Source organism: Pseudochrobactrum sp. B5, assembly GCF_001939785.1.
GTDB classification, from domain to species: domain Bacteria; phylum Pseudomonadota; class Alphaproteobacteria; order Rhizobiales; family Rhizobiaceae; genus Pseudochrobactrum; species Pseudochrobactrum saccharolyticum.
Genome location: NZ_MOYL01000001.1, coordinates 631,560 through 647,675 on the forward strand (window position 1 = coordinate 631,560; position 16,116 = coordinate 647,675).

Annotated in this window: 14 protein-coding genes; 13 read left to right on the forward strand and 1 reads right to left on the reverse strand. The window is 53.0% G+C overall.

From position 1 onward, the window contains the following. Window positions 1–31: 31 nt before the first annotated feature. From BKD14_RS02840 to BKD14_RS02855, 4 genes are all read left to right on the forward strand, one after another. A complete protein-coding gene (locus tag BKD14_RS02840) occupies window positions 32–847 on the forward strand; it encodes a hypothetical protein (protein ID WP_075654186.1) in 816 nt (271 codons plus the stop codon). A 258-nt stretch (window positions 848–1,105) separates the two neighbouring features. Further along, window positions 1,106–1,804 (forward strand): response regulator transcription factor, encoded by a 699-nt coding sequence (locus tag BKD14_RS02845; protein WP_022710844.1) that lies wholly within the window; start codon window positions 1,106–1,108, stop codon window positions 1,802–1,804. After that, the gene (locus BKD14_RS02850; RefSeq protein ID WP_075654187.1) at window positions 1,801–2,991 is read left to right on the forward strand and encodes a HAMP domain-containing histidine kinase; all 1,191 of its coding nucleotides are present in this window, start codon (window positions 1,801–1,803) and stop codon (window positions 2,989–2,991) included. The genes BKD14_RS02845 and BKD14_RS02850 overlap by 4 nt, the downstream gene beginning before the upstream one ends. 486 nt (window positions 2,992–3,477) lie before the next feature. Next, a complete protein-coding gene (locus BKD14_RS02855) occupies window positions 3,478–4,326 on the forward strand; it encodes a phosphatase PAP2 family protein (protein ID WP_075654188.1) in 849 nt (282 codons plus the stop codon). Here the strand turns inward: BKD14_RS02855 and BKD14_RS02860 are convergent. Next, on the reverse strand, window positions 4,229–5,263 hold the full coding sequence (locus tag BKD14_RS02860) for an AraC family transcriptional regulator (protein WP_075654189.1): 1,035 nt from the start codon (window positions 5,261–5,263) through the stop codon (window positions 4,229–4,231). The genes BKD14_RS02855 and BKD14_RS02860 overlap by 98 nt on opposite strands. A 133-nt stretch (window positions 5,264–5,396) precedes the next feature. Here BKD14_RS02860 and BKD14_RS02865 point away from each other — a divergent pair, with 133 nt between their 5' ends. The 9 genes from BKD14_RS02865 (at window position 5,397) to BKD14_RS02905 (ending at window position 16,111) form a co-directional block, all read left to right on the forward strand. Then, window positions 5,397–6,587: an acetyl-CoA C-acyltransferase gene (locus BKD14_RS02865; protein ID WP_139316312.1), complete on the forward strand. Its 1,191-nt coding sequence runs from the start codon at window positions 5,397–5,399 to the stop codon at window positions 6,585–6,587. Window positions 6,588–6,647: 60 nt separating this feature from the next. Beyond that, window positions 6,648–8,423 (forward strand): AMP-binding protein, encoded by a 1,776-nt coding sequence (locus BKD14_RS02870; RefSeq protein ID WP_075654191.1) that lies wholly within the window; start codon window positions 6,648–6,650, stop codon window positions 8,421–8,423. Continuing rightward, the gene (locus BKD14_RS02875) at window positions 8,413–9,573 is read left to right on the forward strand and encodes an isobutyryl-CoA dehydrogenase (RefSeq protein ID WP_075654192.1); all 1,161 of its coding nucleotides are present in this window, start codon (window positions 8,413–8,415) and stop codon (window positions 9,571–9,573) included. Before BKD14_RS02870 ends, BKD14_RS02875 begins: the two co-directional genes overlap by 11 nt. A gap of 92 nt (window positions 9,574–9,665) precedes the next feature. After that, window positions 9,666–10,562, forward strand: coding sequence for a 3-hydroxyisobutyrate dehydrogenase (gene mmsB / locus BKD14_RS02880; protein WP_075654193.1), 897 nt, complete (start codon window positions 9,666–9,668; stop codon window positions 10,560–10,562). Then, window positions 10,559–11,332 (forward strand): enoyl-CoA hydratase, encoded by a 774-nt coding sequence (locus tag BKD14_RS02885; RefSeq protein ID WP_075654194.1) that lies wholly within the window; start codon window positions 10,559–10,561, stop codon window positions 11,330–11,332. The genes mmsB and BKD14_RS02885 overlap by 4 nt, the downstream gene beginning before the upstream one ends. 127 nt (window positions 11,333–11,459) lie before the next feature. After that, the gene (locus BKD14_RS02890) at window positions 11,460–12,146 is read left to right on the forward strand and encodes a GntR family transcriptional regulator (RefSeq protein ID WP_075654195.1); all 687 of its coding nucleotides are present in this window, start codon (window positions 11,460–11,462) and stop codon (window positions 12,144–12,146) included. A 1-nt stretch (window position 12,147) separates the two neighbouring features. Beyond that, a complete protein-coding gene (locus tag BKD14_RS02895) occupies window positions 12,148–13,611 on the forward strand; it encodes an aldehyde dehydrogenase family protein (RefSeq protein WP_075654196.1) in 1,464 nt (487 codons plus the stop codon). Window positions 13,612–13,644: 33 nt separating this feature from the next. Then, window positions 13,645–14,397, forward strand: a complete 753-nt coding sequence (locus BKD14_RS02900; RefSeq protein WP_075654197.1) for a glucose 1-dehydrogenase — start codon at window positions 13,645–13,647, stop codon at window positions 14,395–14,397. A 247-nt stretch (window positions 14,398–14,644) separates the two neighbouring features. Further along, window positions 14,645–16,111, forward strand: coding sequence for an ABC transporter substrate-binding protein (locus BKD14_RS02905; RefSeq protein WP_139316342.1), 1,467 nt, complete (start codon window positions 14,645–14,647; stop codon window positions 16,109–16,111). Window positions 16,112–16,116: the final 5 nt, after the last annotated feature.

A 16,116-nucleotide genomic window follows, 5' to 3' on the forward strand; every position in this document is an offset into this window, starting at 1 on the left:
ATTTCGTATCAGGCATCAGGACATTATTCATATGCAGGCTCTTGAACAGGCGTTTCCGCGCCGCGCAATTCAGATCAAAAACTCCGGCTTTTCCGGTGGTATTATTCTCTCTTTTGCGATGATTGTCTGTATGGCGCTTGGTGCTTTTTTGCTCTGGTACCAAGGGCCGGGCATTCTGCGCGACTATAAAATCAGCCAGAATCCGGTCGTGGATGAGAATGCCAGCTTGCGCAAAGGCGAGTGCAAAACCCGCCAGCTGATTATGACCGATTGTAAAGCCGATATTGTTTTCAAGGACAGCGCGGGTCAATCTGTTCAGGAGAGCGTCAGCTTCATGTTTTTTGACATGAACCGCTCCGGCTATGATGTGGAAATCGTTCGCTCCGGTGATGATCCGTCACTGGTGACACTGGATCTGGGCATCGAAAAGCTCTGGGATCGCATTTTCACGCTCGGTGTTTTCACTGTGCTGCTGATCGGTGGCGCGATTGCTGTGATTGTGGCCATGTTCAGAACGCGTGGTTTGAATAAGAAAATCCGCAAACCACTGCCTCTTAAACCCGTTGCTGTCACAGTGACCGGTATTCAGTCGAATTATGGTATGCGTAATGTGTTTTACAGCTACCTGAATGAAGCGGGTAAAAAGAAGAAGCGTGCCAGCCGTTTTAAGAAGAAAGAAGAGCCGTTTTATCTGAGCGTTGCAGCCGGAAATAAGAAGAATGAAACACCCGCGCTCGCTGTGCTGCCACAGGGATGTGACGTGCCGGTGCTGCTGGATGCAGATCTGAACCGGCTTGATCTGACGGCGGATGAAAAACAGGCTATCGAGAACGCACTGGCAGTCTGAATGTAATAATGTGCAGAGAACTTGTTCTTTTGAACAGGTTCTCTTTAACTGGCGGAAATCGGACAATTTGTCGGGAAATAATGTTTACCGGCAATATGCAGGCACTTTATTAGGAATGCGCCTTTTGATGCTTGGCGTGACGCACACAAAATCTTGACATTCAGCTTATACTGGCAATTGTTTCCCTATGCAGGTGATGGTTGATATTGATTTGTCAAACTATATTGCCTTGTGCGAACCCGGTATAAAAGGTGCGGAATGCTTGACAAAGGCTTGATACTGATTGTTGAAGATGAACCGGCAATTGCCGGTATTCTCGAAGCTTACCTCATCCGTGACGGGTTCCGCACAGTCTGTGCTTCTGACGGTGAAATAGCATTGCGCCATCATGCCATGCTGTCACCGGATCTGATCCTGCTGGATGTCAAAATGCCCAAATATGACGGTTTTGAAGTTCTGGCGCGCATCAGGCGGGAAAGCAATATTCCGGTGATTATGATCAGCGCGCTGGCAGAAGATCTGGATCGTCTCTCAGGTCTGCGCCTCGGTGCGGATGATTATGTGATTAAGCCGTTCAACCCGCAGGAAGTTGTGGCACGGGTGAATGCCGTGTTGCGCCGCACCCGTAATAATGCGGCCAATGCAGCGATCCGCTTTGAGAATATTCTGGTTGATTTCGATGCCCATGCGGCTTTCACCGATACGGATGAGGAGCGGCAGCTGCTGCCGTTAACGCTGAGCGAGTTTCGCATTCTCGCCCATATGATCCGGCGTCCGACCCATGCATTTCCGCGCAATGATCTGCTGGATGCCTGCCTGCCGCAAAGTGATGCGCTGGTTCGTACCATAGATACGCATATTGCCAATCTGCGCCGCAAAATTGAAGCATCAGGCGGGCCGTCCGGTCTGTTCCCGGCGGTGCGCGGTATTGGCTACCGTCTGGCAGAACCACGATGAAATTATCCCGCTTGTCGCTGAGTACGGTTTCAGCTCTGGTCACAGCAGCGATGCTGATGCTCAGTTTTTCGATTATTTTCTTTGGTGTCATGTGGGTACAAGGCCTGTATGAGCAGCAATATCTGAGCCAGATCAGTGATAATGCCCGTCTCGCTTATGAGATGCTGGACAGGGGGGAGCTTCCGAAAGAGGCCGATTTTCTGGCTCTTGTCCAGCAACTGACGCCTTTATACGAAGATGCAGAGGCTGAACTTTATCTTCTGGTGCTGAAATTCGGACTTGGGGCTGCGTTGATTTGCAGCCTCATCGGTTATTGGCTTGCCCGTAAATTCAGCAGCCCTTTGGAAAAGCTTACACGCGTAGTGAATAACCTGCGTGAAGGCGATTTTTCCGTCCGTGTTCCTGACACGGTTAAAGGCACAAGCGAAGTTGCGATGCTTATCGAGCGTTTCAATGCGCTGGCAGAAGAGCTGGAGAATATGGAGCGTCGTCTGCGCTTCAACACCATGGCGGTGGCCCATGAGTTGCGTACGCCTCTGACCATTGTTCAGGGTATATTGCAGGGAATGGCCGATAAGATTTTCCCGCGGGACGATGACCGGATTCAAGACCTGCTTATGCAGGTGGAAGGTTTGACCCGTCTGGTCAATGACTTGCGTACCTTATCGCTTGCAGCCGGCCAGAAACTGGTGACCGAGCGCTGTAATACAGATATTGCACAGGCGGCCGAGCAGGTCTTGCAGGCTTCACGCTCACTGCTCGCCGAAGCGGGAATGGTGCTGGAAACCAATCTGAAGCGAGCCATCATTCCGGCGGATAGTCAGCGTCTGCGGCAAGCCATGCTGGCGGTTCTGGAAAATGCCTGCCGTTATGCATCATCCGGCGGATATTTGCGCTGTGAAAGCGGATATCTGAATAAAGAAGAAGCCTTTCTGCGCATTATTGATCGCGGACCCGGCTTCGATCAGGAATTTTCCGGCCATACGATTGATGTGTTCTGGCGTGGCGAGCCGTCCCGTGCAAGAGCAACCGGCGGGTCAGGTCTGGGCTTGTCAATTGTCCGTGCAATCGTGACTGCCCATGGCGGCAGGGTGGAACAGGCCAGTCTGGCTGAGGGCGGAGCTTGTGTGGCCATGATTTTTCCGCGCAAACTGACGGAAAATAAGCCGGATGGGACAGTGGCATAAATTCAGAATATCTGGATTTGTAATTCCGTAATACGGAGTAATATTTATGCAATTGTCATAAAATACAGTTTTCATAGGTACATTTTAAAAAATAATATTGAATATATTGTTTGACGATAAGTCTTAAACCGGATCACATCTTATTCCGGTTAAATCTTGACAATTCTGCTGCACATCAACGCGTGTAATAAATGTGAGCGAGAATTGTTGAGTGTCATACTATACGGAGCTTCAGTCAGAATTTCAGGATAAGAAGAACCTGCCTGCCAAGTGGCAGCAGCGGTTACATGCGCTTGTGTCTTCTTCATTCCTTCCGCGTAATCCAAAACGGCCGCAAGCTATCAAACGGAATCTTTACAAAAGTGAATTTTTACTGACAGGCCAACATATGATGCTTGCCGGACGGAGTGTCGTCCCATGAGAAAGCTACCTCATGATTTACATTTATGTTTTGTTTTTATTGTATTTATTCGTGCGTGAATTTCTATGGGTATAAATAATAATCTGCCTGCACTGATACGCAGTTCTGCCGGTCCATTGCACGGCAATGTTTCTGCCATTCGCCATGGCAATTACAGACTTAACATACTGATAAGACTGGCAGTGATTGTCAGCTTTATCTTCATGGTGATACCGGTCATTGATATTACGGTTTCCGGCTGGTTTGCAGATCGTGCAGGCCAGTTTCCGCTACATGAAAACCGTTTCTTACTGACATTGCGTGATCTGCACCGCACTTTGCCGGCGATCATCGTGCCTGCATTGCTTGCTTGCCTGATCTTGCAAGGTCTGTTTAACCGGCGCTGGCTGCCTGCGCCGCATAAGCTGCTTTATATTCTGTCTGTCTATGCTATCGGCGCGGCAGCTATTGTTCATGGTTTGAAATATCTTGTCGGCCGTGCCCGTCCGAATGAAATTATGGAATTCGGCGGCAGTTCGTTTTTCAGTCCGGCATGGCAGATTGCCAAGAGCTGTCAGAGCAGTTGCTCTTTTCCGTCGGGTGAATCCGCGAGTGCTATGGCAATGCTTGCTATTCCGCTGGTTCTGGGCGGTGCCAATCGTGTACTGCTGCTGATTATTACCGGTTTTGCAGCTTTGGTTTTCTCACTGAACAGGCTGGTTATGGGAGCCCATTTTCTCTCGGATATCACGCTGTCTTGGCTGTTTGTTGCAATTACTATGGCGTGGTTCTGGCCGGTTTTTCGGCGCCATGGCGATCGCATTGACAGCTTCATTTTCAAGATCGGTCAGCGTATCCGTAATCGCGGTTTCGTGTGGCTGGCTCCGGTTGCGATGATCTGTAGCGGGCAGGGCTTGCACCAGTCCATTTTTTAAAAGCGCGGTGAAAAGCACTCGGCTCCGTATAGCCGAGTTCTGCCGCAATCATTCCGACAGGCTTATCGGTTTCCTGCAGCCAGTTCAGCGCATATTGGCGGCGAAGTTCTTCTTTGAGGCTGCTATAGCTCATGCCGTCTGCCCGCAGATGGCGGCGTAATGTCGGTTCGGATATATGCAGGCTTTGCGCTGCCTGTGCAAAATCCGGCCAGCTGGCAGGCGGTGTTTCCCGCAGCAATTTGTGGATCGCAGAAGCACTGCCGCGATCATAGCGATAGCGCAGCAGAATATTGGCCGGTGCCTGTGCCAGAAACTGCCTTAGGGCTGCTTTGCTGCGGTGGATTTTCAGCGACAACAAAGCAGGATCGAAGCTGAAGCTGGTCTCCTGTTGGAAAAAACGGACTTTGGTACTGAAAAAATCCAGATAATCCGGCCTGTCCGGCGGAGGCGCCCCGCGAAAACCAATATCGTGGATAGGCAGGCGCCGTTTCACGAGCCAGCACAGCACGCCGTAAAGAATGAGAAAAAAGGTGCGGTAAGCAAAGGCAGGGCGTGCTGGGCTCACCTCACGCAACACAATAACAGCCAGCCCATCGCGCAGGATCAATTCACCTTTGGGCTCACCGATCAGCAATGTGAAAAAGCGTAATGACCGGCGGATGGCATGTTCGAGATTATCGCTGGACAGAGCAGCGTGACACAGCATGGCGAAACTTCCGGGTGGCATCGGGCGCTGGCCAAAGCGGAAAAACTCACACTGAATTTCCTCCGCAATCGCCAGCCAGAGGCGGCTGTAATGTGCAGCATCCAGTTTGAAATCCGGTTGCTGTAAGGCCTTGGCATCAATACCGGCACCTGCCAGCACATCCGGTATTTTTGCAGGTGCATAGTGTTGTAAGACTGTCAGTGCATCATCAACAAAGCCACGACCGATCATCGTCTCCTCCTGCTCCTGAAGAACAAGATATGGCAAAATCGATCATAAAATAAAGTCCAAACTGTCATTCTTTGCCATAGACCTTAGGGCTAGGCTCAAAGTTCTTCATCTGAATTTGCAGTTTTGGGAGGAAGTGCAGATGGCAGATCCTGTGGTTATTGTCGGCATGGCGCGCACACCTCTGGGCGCTTTTCAGGGCGCCTTTAGCACGGTGCCGGCGGCAGAACTTGGTGCAACAGCAATCAAAGCCGCGATTGAGCGGGCAGGGATTGCTGCACACGAGATTGATGAGACTTTGCTGGGGTGTGTGTTGTCTGCGGGGCAGGGGCAGGCACCGGCACGTCAAGCCGCGATTGCTGCCGCTATTCCTGTGGCATCAGGGGCTACGACGATCAATAAAATGTGTGGTTCCGGTATGAAGGCGGTGATGCTGGCACATGATATGCTGGCCGGTGGAAGTGCGGATATTATCGTGGCCGGTGGTATGGAGAGCATGACCAATGCGCCCTATCTTCTGGATAAAGCCCGTGGCGGCTATCGCATGGGGCATGGCAAAATCACGGATCATATGTTTCTCGACGGGCTGGAAGATGCCTATGAAAAAGGCCGTCTGATGGGCAGTTTTGCCGAGGATTGTGCCGAGGCCTTTCAGTTCAGCCGCACCGCGCAGGATGAGTTTGCACTACGCTCTTTAAAACGTGCGCAGACGGCGCTGGAGCGCGGTTATTTCTCAAAGGAAATTGCGCCGGTTGTTACGGGAAACGGCAATTCCGCGCATCTGATTGATATGGATGAACAACCGGCCAAAGCACGACCGGAGAAAATTCCGTTTCTGCGCCCTGCCTTTCGTGAGGACGGAACGGTTACAGCAGCCAATTCCAGCTCTATTTCTGATGGTGCGGCGGCACTGGTACTGATGCGTCTTTCGCAGGCAGAAAAACACGGGCTGACACCGCTTGCCCGTATTGTTGCGCAGACATCTTATGCCCATGAGCCACGTTTATTTGCCACTGCTCCGATCGGTGCGATGCGTAAACTCTATGAGAAAACCGGCTGGACAGCGGATAATGTTGATCTTTTCGAGATCAATGAGGCCTTTGCCGTGGTGACAATGGCTGCAATGCAGGAGCTCAATCTGCCAGCGGAGAAAGTGAATATTCATGGCGGTGCCTGTGCGCTCGGCCATCCGATCGGTGCATCGGGCGCCCGTATTCTGGTGACATTACTGGCAGCTTTACAGACCCATGATTTGCAGCGCGGCATTGCCAGTATTTGTATCGGCGGCGGTGAGGCAACAGCCATAGGGGTGGAGCGTTTCACCTGACAATCAGCGCGGTTTTATGAAATCGCAGACACAGTGATTTATGCATTTTGGGAGGATTGCATGAGGCAGCTGAGTACGGAGAGTTTTAAACAGGCGCGTGATTTTCTTTTGCAGCATCGCGAGGATTATCAGGCCGCAAAAGCCGGTTTTGTCTGGCCGGAGGCGCTGCCCTTCAACTGGGCGCTGGATTGGTTTGATGCCGATCTGGCCGCTAATCCGCAAAGCCGCAATCAGACTGCGTTGTGGATTGTCGATAGCGCCACGCAAACGGATATAAAATTGAGTTTTGCCGATCTGAGCATCCGCTCTTCCCAGCTTGCCAATTATCTGCGTGGGCTGGGTCTGAAGCGCGGCGATCATCTGCTGGTCCTGCTCGGCAATGTGCCGGCCTTATGGGAAGTGATGCTGGCCGCGATGAAGCTCGGCATTATCGTCATCCCAGCGACGACATTGCTGACACCGGACGAATTGTCTGACCGACTGGAGCGCGGCCATGCCTGCGCCATTCTCGCAACCGGCGATCAGCTCTTAAAATGTGAAGGACTGGCCGGAGATGAGGTGCTGCGTATTCAGGTGCCGAATGGTCATGAAGCAGAAAACAGCAACTGGCACGATTATAACGAAGCCTTCAGCCAGCCTGTTGAATTTCAGCCGGATGGTGAAACTCAGCCACATGATCCGATGCTGCTTTATTTTACCTCCGGTACCACCGCTAAGCCGAAACTGGTGCGCCACAGCCATCGCAGCTATCCGGTCGGCTCGCTCTCGACCATGTATTGGGTAGGTTTGCAACCGGCCGATATCCATCTCAATGTCTCATCCCCGGGTTGGGCGAAACATGCATGGAGTTCGCTCTTTGCACCGTGGAATGCCGGAGCCACAGTGCTGGTTGTCAATCAGCCAGCCTTCAGCGCCAAGGTGTTGCTGGCAGAAATGCAGCGTTGTGCCGTGACCACAATGTGCGCCCCGCCGACCGTATGGCGTATGCTGATACAGGAAGACCTCAAAGCCTGTAAAATGAGCCTGCGCGAAGTGGTAGGTGCCGGTGAGCCGCTTAATCCTGAAATTATTGATCAGGTGCGCGACGCATGGGGACTGACCATTCGCGACGGTTATGGCCAGACCGAAACCACCGCACAGGTGGCCAATAGCCCTGCGCAAAGTGTGAAAAGCGGCGCGATGGGCAGGCCATTGCCGGGCTACGAAGTGGTGATCCTTGATGCGGACGGTCATGCGGCACAGGAAGGCGAAGTCTGTCTGCTGCTGGATGACAAACATCCGGCAGGGCTGATGCAGGGCTATCAGGAAACTGACGGCAGTCTCAGCGGCACCGATGGTCGTGTCTATCGCACCGGTGATGTTGCCTATCAGGATGCGGATGGTTACTTGCATTTTGTCGGCCGCGCCGATGATGTGTTTAAATCTTCTGATTATCGTATTAGCCCGTTTGAGCTGGAAAGCGTGTTGCTGGAACATGATGCGGTGACGGAAGCTGCTGTTATTCCGGTGGATGATCCGATCCGCCTGTCGGTTCCCAAAGCCTATATTCTGCTGCGCGCCGGTGAAGAGCCTTCGCGTGCGCTCGCGCTCTCGGTGCTGCAATATACCAATGAGCGTCTGGCGCCATTCAAGCGCATCCGCTCGCTGGAATTTGTGCGGGAACTACCCAAAACAATCTCCGGAAAAATCCGCCGTGTGCAACTGCGCCGTTTTGAGCGGGAGGGCATCGAGGATGATGTGTTTCGTGGTGTAGCTTTTGATGAGGGGGAATTTCCGGAACTGAACATCGGCCGCAACAGACCTGTGCAGAGTAAAGGAGAGAACCATGTCCGGTGAACTCAATGAGGAACAAAGCAGCATTTTCGCCATGGCTGCGGATTTTGCTGCGCAGGAACTGGCACCTCATGCTCTGGAGTGGGATGAGCAAAAGCATTTCCCTGTCGATGTGCTACGCAAAGCGGCGGCACTGGGCATGGGCGGCATCTATATCCGTGACGATGTTGGCGGTTCCGGCCTGACCCGCATGGATACGGCATTGATTTTTGAAGCACTGTCGCAGGGCTGTCCGGTCATCGCCTCGTTCCTGTCGATCCATAATATGTGCGCATGGGTGATTGATGCCTATGGCTCAGAAACACAGCGGCAAAAATGGTTGCCACAACTGACACCTATGGAGCTGATCGCTAGTTATTGCCTGACCGAACCAGCCTGTGGTTCTGACGCCGCCAATCTCAGTACCAAAGCTGTGCGCGATGGCGATGATTATCTGATTACTGGGCAGAAACAGTTTATCTCCGGTGCCGGTGCGAGTGATATTTATATCGTGATGGCACGAACCGGCGCGGCAGGCGCAAAAGGTATTTCGGCCTTTATCGTGCCCAAAGATGCAGTCGGCCTGTCTTTCGGTGCCAATGAAAAGAAAATGGGCTGGAATGCCCAGCCGACCCGCACGGTGATGTTTGATAATGTGCGTGTACCGGCGGAAAACCTGATTGGTCAGGAAGGCATTGGCTTTAAAATTGCCATGTCTGCATTGGATGGCGGGCGGTTGAATATCGCCGCTTGTTCACTGGGCGGCGCGCAGGCCGCTTTTGACAAGGCGCTGATCTATATGGATGAGCGCAAGGCTTTCGGCTCAAAGCTGCATCAGTTTCAGGCATTGCAATTCCGCCTTGCCGATATGGCTACGGAGCTGGAGGTAGCGCGCACATTTCTGCACCGCGCTGCCCGTGCGCTCGATCGTCATGATGCCGATGCGGTGAAGCTTTGCGCTATGGCCAAACGTTTTGTCACTGATGCCGGATTTAACGTGGCCGATCAGGCGCTGCAGCTGCATGGCGGCTACGGTTATCTGAGCGAATATGGCGTGGAAAAACTGGTGCGTGATCTGCGTGTGCATCAGATTCTGGAAGGCACCAATGAGATTATGCGGGTGATTATCGCCCGTGAGCTGCTGAGCGGGAGAGCATTTTCAGGAAAAGTGTGAAACGTCTTCGCGGGCAAAACAGTTCGCCGGACTGTTTTGGTTTCCCGCTGCGATCCGTCGGAAATGCGATGTTTTAAAGAGGAAAGCGATAAATGAACACTCAAACTATTGGTTTTATCGGCCTCGGTCATATGGGCGGGCCAATGGCGGCCAATCTCGTCAAAGCGGGATTTAACGTGCGTGGTTTTGATCTGGTTGAGGCATCAAAACAGGCAGCAAAAGCAAACGGCGTTCAGATTGCGGATAATGTTGCGCAGCTCGTGCAGGGTGCGACTGTAATTATCACCATGCTGCCCGCCGGTTCCCATGTGTTGAGCGTCTGGCGTGAACTGACAGCGCTGGTTGTGCCGGATACATTGCTGATTGATTGCTCGACCATTGATGTCGACAGTGCCCGCAAGGGGCATAAAATGGCGGCAGAGCATAAATTATTGAGCATTGATGCACCGGTTTCCGGCGGTGTTGTTGGCGCAACAGCAGCAACGCTCACCTTTATGGCCGGTGGTGAAAAGGCTGCTTTTGACAAAGCCGAACCTGTGCTGGCCGCGATGGGTAAGCGCATTGTGCATTGCGGTGATGCGGGTGCAGGACAGGCGGCGAAAATCTGCAACAACATGATCCTTGGGATATCTATGATTGGTGTGTGCGAGGCTTTCGCTTTGGGTGAAAAGCTGGGTCTTTCTCAGCAGGCATTGTTTGATGTGGCCTCCACTTCGTCCGGCCAGTGCTGGGCGCTCACCACCAATTGTCCGGTGGCGGGGCCGGTTCCGTCATCCCCTGCAAACAGGGATTACCAACCGGGCTTTGCTGCAAGTTTAATGCTGAAAGATTTGAAACTGGCGCAGGAGGCTGCCGCTTCTGTGGGGGCAACTACGCCACTGGGGGCGGAGGCAGCACAGCTCTATAATCTGTTCAACGCACTTGGTTCGGGCGGGGAGGATTTCTCCGGTATTATCCGCCTGTTGCGCGGCAAGGAGGGTACATCATGACTTATGAAACCATTCTCACAGAAATGCATGGCCGCGTGCTGCTCATCACGCTGAACCGCCCGCAGGCGCTGAATGCGCTGAACCGGCAATTGGCAGCAGAACTGATTGCAGCAGCAGAGGCAGCGGACAAAGATGAACATGTGGGCTGTATTATTCTTACTGGCTCGGCCAAAGCCTTTGCCGCTGGTGCGGATATCAAGGAAATGCAGGCGCAGGATTTCAGCACTATGTTCGCGGCCGATTGGTTCGGCGAATGGGAGCGTTTTACCTCGGTGCGCAAACCGATTATTGCCGCTGTGGCAGGCTATGCGCTGGGTGGCGGCTGTGAACTGGCGATGATGTGCGATTTTATTCTGGCGGCAGATAATGCCCGCTTTGGCCAGCCGGAAATCCGTCTTGGCGTTATTCCGGGTATGGGCGGTTCGCAGCGGCTGACCCGCTTTGTCGGTAAATCCAAGGCGATGGAGATGTGCCTGACAGGACGGATGATGGAGGCCGAAGAGGCCGAGCGCTGCGGTCTGGTTTCCCGTATCATCCCCGCAGATCAGCTGCTGAGTGAGGCTTTGAGTGTGGCATCCTCTATCGCAGAGAAATCCTTGCCGGTGACTATGATGGCGAAAGAGGCTGTGAATGCGGCCTATGAAACAACGCTGACTCAGGGTGTGCAATTCGAGCGCCGTCTGTTCCATTCCGGCTTTGCCAGCCACGATCAGAAAGAAGGTATGAGCGCCTTTATCGAAAAACGTGATCCGTTTTTTCTGCATCGCTGAGACCGGAGCACTCATTCACTTCAGGCGGGAGAAGCCTTTGAAAACAAATATCTGGTGAAGGGCATTTTTGTCTTGAACAATTTTGTATCCTGGATAATCATACTGAAAAATATAAGGGAACACAGGCTTGTCCAGCTATAAATGGAGCAGCCAAACGAGGCTGCTGGACGAAGTTGCGCAAGCACTTCGTGAGAGCATCTATGCGGGTCAATATGCGCCGGGCACGATTTTGCGACAGGAGCATATTGCTGCTGAATTCGGTATCAGCCGCACGCCGCTGCGTGAAGCATTGCGGGTGCTCGAGCGCGATGGTCTGATCGTTCATCTCCCCGGTCGCGGTGTGCGTGTGGCAAGTGTTGATCTGCCGCATCTGCTCGATGCTTATGCCGTGCGTGAAGTGATTGACGGTGTTGCCGCACGTTTTGCTGCTGAGCGCGCTGATACAGGTGCGGTTGCAGGTCTTGAGAAACTCATCAGGCATCAGCGCTCGATTATCGAGCCTTGGGATTCCAAAGCCTATACGCAGTCTAATGTCGATTTTCATCTGGCGGTAATGGCAGCAGGCGGCAATGCCTCTCTGGAGAATTTTGTGCCTTTGCTGCGTATGACCTCGCAGGTCTTTGCGCCGGTTTTTGCGCTCACAGCAGAGCGGGCGAAAAATGCCATTGAGGAACATGCTCTGATCGTTGAGGCGATTGCGCGCAAAGACGGTACAGGGGCTGAGGAATTGGCGCGGCAGCATATCCGCAAGACCATCAACAGCCTTCAGATGATGCAAAATAATCAGCAGGAAACATCCTGCGGGAGAGAATGACATGGCACACGGGATAGAGAACGGACAGCGCCGCTACGGCAATTTCATCAATGGTGTGTGGCAGGACGCCGTGCAGGGTGAGGTGCTGACACTGAAAAATCCGTCAGACGGCAGTGATCTGGCGCTGATCGCCCGTGGCACTGCGGCTGATATTGATCTCGCCGTTGACGCCGCACGTGCAGCCTTATCCGGTTTCTGGGGGAAAATGACCGCAACCGAACGCGGTCGTATTCTGCATAAAATCTCAGAAGCGGTATTGCGCGAGATTGATCTTCTGACTGTGCTGGAAGCGCGTGATGTCGGCAAACCTTTAACACAGGCGCGCGCCGATGTGGTGGCGCTGGCACGATATCTGGAATTTTACGGTGCCTCTGCTGACAAGGTGCATGGTGATACACTGCCTTATCAGAATGGTTTCACCGTTCTGTCTGTCTATGAGCCGCATGGTGTGACGGGGCATATTATTCCGTGGAACTATCCGATGCAGATCCTTGGCCGCAGTCTTGGTGCGGCTCTGGCTATGGGCAATGCTGCGGTGGTCAAACCTGCGGAAGAAGCCTGCCTGACTATTCTCGAATTTGCGCGGATTGCCCACGAGGCCGGATTGCCGACCGGTGCGCTGAATGTGGTGACAGGGCTGGGTGCCGAGGCCGGAGCGGCTTTGTCTTCCCATCCGCAGGTCAATCATATTTCTTTCACCGGTTCTTTACGTACCGGTGAGGCAGTACAAGCGGCAGCGGCTAAAAATGCTGTGCCGGTGACTTTGGAACTCGGCGGTAAATCCCCGCAAATCGTGTTTGCTGATGCGGATATTGAGCGTGCATTGCCGTTTCTGGTCAATGCAGGCATTCAGAATGCAGGACAGACCTGTTCTGCTTCCTCACGCATTCTCGTGCAGCGTGAAGTCTATGAACAGGTGATTGCCGCTATGAGTGAGCGTTATCACGCGCTCAAAGTGGGTGCTGCTGAGGCTGATCTGTCGCTCGGGCCTGTTGTCTCGACACGTCAGAAAGCGATCATTGAAGATTATCTGCAACTGGCAAAACAGGATGGTTTGCTTGTTGCGGCGCAGGGTGAAATTATGCCTGATGCACCGAAAAATGGTGCCTATGTGCGCCCGACTTTACTGCGCGATGTGCCGCCGCAGCATCGGTTGGCACAGGAGGAAATTTTCGGCCCCGTACAGGTGATTATGCCGTTTGATACGGAAGAGGAAGCTGTGGCTCTGGCTAATAGCACACCTTACGGGCTGGTTTGCGGCGTGTGGACAAAAGACGGCGCGCGGCAATTGCGTATGGCGCATGCGGTGCATGCCGGACAGGTGTTTATCAATAATTACGGAGCAGGCGGCGGCATTGAGCTGCCTTTTGGCGGGGTGAAACGCTCCGGCCACGGTCGTGAGAAAGGTTTTGAGGCGCTTTATGGCTTTGCCTCGCTGAAAACCATTTCGGTCTATCACGGCTGATCTGCAGAAAATCGCATGGGAGAATACCGCATAATGACTGGTTCGCTTGAGAATAAAACTGCAATCATCACCGGCGCAGGTTCGGGTTTTGGTGAGGCTATGGCGCGTAAATTTGCCCGAGAAGGTGCAAATGTGGTCGTCGTTGACCGCGATGCTGCGGGTGCAAAGCGCGTGGCAGGAGAACTTGGCGGCAAGGGGCTGGCGGTTGAAGCGGACATTGCATCGGAAAATGGTGTGGCGGAAGCGGTACGTCAGGCGCAGATGCAATTCGGACGGGTGGATATTCTCATCAACAATGCCGGTATCGGCCATAAACCACAACCGGCGGAAAATGTGCAGCCGGATGAATTCGACCGCATTGTCGGGGTAAATATTCGCGGTATTTATCTGATGAGCCGCGCTTTAATCCCGCATTTTAAAGACAATGGCGGCGGCGTTATTCTCAATATTGCCTCAACTGGTGCAGCCCGTCCGCGCCCTAATTTGACATGGTATAATGCGACCAAAGGCTGGGTCGTCTCTGTCACTAAGGCGCTGGCGATTGAGCTGGCATCAGAGAATATCCGCGTCAATGCGCTCAATCCTGTGGCGGGTGAAACCCCGTTGCTCACGACATTTATGGGTGAGGATACGGAAGAAATCCGTCAGAAATTCCGCGCATCCATTCCGCTAGGTCGCTTGCTGAAACCGGAAGATCTGGCGGAGAGTGCTGCATTTTTGTGCTCACCGGCAGCCAGTATGATCACCGGCGTTGCATTGGATGTGGATGGCGGCCGTTCAATTTAAAACTACGGCATCAAATGTGATAAGCATTTGAACTGACAATGGGTCGTTGAAGCGTATCCCGAAAAGTGTGAAACGGTTTTCGGTAAGATACGCGTAAAAACAAAAAGATAGAGCATTTTCTGAGGTTCAAGATAAGCAGGAAATGCTCTAAAGTCGGCCAGCTCTATTCCGGTAATTCCTGAGCAACATCAGGATGTGATAAATAAGGGGACAGGCAATGCGATATAAATATTTGACCGGACAGCTCATGCTGGCAGCAATGACGGGGATTGCTGTTGTGGCTATGAGCGGGTCAGGGCTGGCAAAAGATACATTGGCAATCGGCGAAGTACTGGAGCCTCCGGGTATGGACCCGACAGCAAATGCTGCGGCTTCTATCCGCCGTCTGACCTATAATAATCTCTATGAAGGTCTGGTGCGCATTGATGAAGAGGGGGCTGTTAAGCCGAACCTCGCGGAAAGCTGGACGATTTCACCGGATAATCTGACCTATACATTCAAACTGCGTCAGGGTGTGAAATTTCATAATGGTACGTCATTCGATTGTTCTGTTGTGAAATTCACCTATGACCGCGCCATAGCGCCGGATTCCACCAATGCGCAAAAGGCATTGTTTGCGCCGATTGAAAAGACCGAATGTCCTGATCCGGCGACTGCGGTAGTGACGCTCAAGCGCCCGTCCTCCACCTTCCTGTTCGGGATGGGCTGGGGCGATGCGGTGATGATGGCACCGGATACCATTGCCACCAACAAGACCAATCCTGTTGGCACAGGACCGTTCAAATTCAAGCGCTGGCTGCAGGGCGACCGGATCGAGTTCGAGCGTAATCCTGATTACTGGGGCGAGCCTGCGAAACTCTCCGCTGTGACTTTTCGCTTTATCAGCGATCCGTCAGCGGCTGCCGCTGCGGTTATGGCCGGTGACGTCGATGCATTTCCTGAATTTCCGGCACCGGAGCTGATCAGCCGCCTGCAAAGCGATGAGCGTCTTGCTGTGGAAATCGGCTCGACAGCGGGCAAAGTGATTATGTCACTGAATAACGCACGCAAGCCATTTGATGATCTGCGGGTGCGCCGTGCGCTTGCCCATGCCATTGATCGAAATGTTGTGCAGGAAGCGATCACCACCGGCCTCGCCAAGACCATCGGTGCCCATTACACACCCGCTGAGCCGGGCTATGTCGATCTGAGCGATACCTATCCTTATGATGTGGCCAAGGCTAAAGCACTGCTGGCCGAAGCCGGTGTGCCTGCGGGTACTTCCATCACTATCATGTTGCCGCCGCCTGCCTATGCACGCCGTGGCGGTGAGGTGATTGCGGCAATGCTGGCAGAAGTTGGCATTGAGGTGAAACTTGTGCCGGTTGAATTCGCGCAATGGCTGGATCAGGTCTTTGCCCGCAGCGATTTCGACGCAACGATTATCGCTCATGTGGAAACCCGCGATCTCGATATCTATGCGCGGGATAAATATTACTTCAACTATAACAGCCCTGAATATAAGGCGATCTACAAGCAATTTGCTGAGGCCGTGGATGACAAGCAGCAGCTTGAACTGCTCGGTCAGTTGCAGCGCAAACTCGCTGAAGATGAGCCGAATGTGTTTCTCTATGCCCTGCCGAAAATCGGTGTCTGGGACAAGAAGCTCAAAGGCATGTGGAAAAATCAGACCATTCCGGCCAATGACCTGACCAGTGTGCACTGGGCAGACTGATCCTG

Excerpts from the sequence above, each read along its gene's own strand:
- BKD14_RS02885 (WP_075654194.1), top strand. The coding sequence starts at position 10,559 with ATGACTTATGAAACCATTCTCACAGAAATGCATGGCCGCGTGCTGCTC.
- BKD14_RS02905 (WP_139316342.1), top strand. The coding sequence starts at position 14,645 with ATGCTGGCAGCAATGACGGGGATTGCTGTTGTGGCTATGAGCGGGTCA.
- mmsB (WP_075654193.1), top strand. The coding sequence starts at position 9,666 with ATGAACACTCAAACTATTGGTTTTATCGGCCTCGGTCATATGGGCGGG.
- BKD14_RS02895 (WP_075654196.1), top strand. The coding sequence starts at position 12,148 with ATGGCACACGGGATAGAGAACGGACAGCGCCGCTACGGCAATTTCATC.
- BKD14_RS02860 (WP_075654189.1), bottom strand. The coding sequence starts at position 5,263 with ATGATCGGTCGTGGCTTTGTTGATGATGCACTGACAGTCTTACAACAC.
- BKD14_RS02900 (WP_075654197.1), top strand. The coding sequence starts at position 13,645 with ATGACTGGTTCGCTTGAGAATAAAACTGCAATCATCACCGGCGCAGGT.
- BKD14_RS02875 (WP_075654192.1), top strand. The coding sequence starts at position 8,413 with ATGTCCGGTGAACTCAATGAGGAACAAAGCAGCATTTTCGCCATGGCT.
- BKD14_RS02855 (WP_075654188.1), top strand. The coding sequence starts at position 3,478 with ATGGGTATAAATAATAATCTGCCTGCACTGATACGCAGTTCTGCCGGT.
- BKD14_RS02840 (WP_075654186.1), top strand. The coding sequence starts at position 32 with ATGCAGGCTCTTGAACAGGCGTTTCCGCGCCGCGCAATTCAGATCAAA.
- BKD14_RS02850 (WP_075654187.1), top strand. The coding sequence starts at position 1,801 with ATGAAATTATCCCGCTTGTCGCTGAGTACGGTTTCAGCTCTGGTCACA.
- BKD14_RS02870 (WP_075654191.1), top strand. The coding sequence starts at position 6,648 with ATGAGGCAGCTGAGTACGGAGAGTTTTAAACAGGCGCGTGATTTTCTT.
- BKD14_RS02845 (WP_022710844.1), top strand. The coding sequence starts at position 1,106 with ATGCTTGACAAAGGCTTGATACTGATTGTTGAAGATGAACCGGCAATT.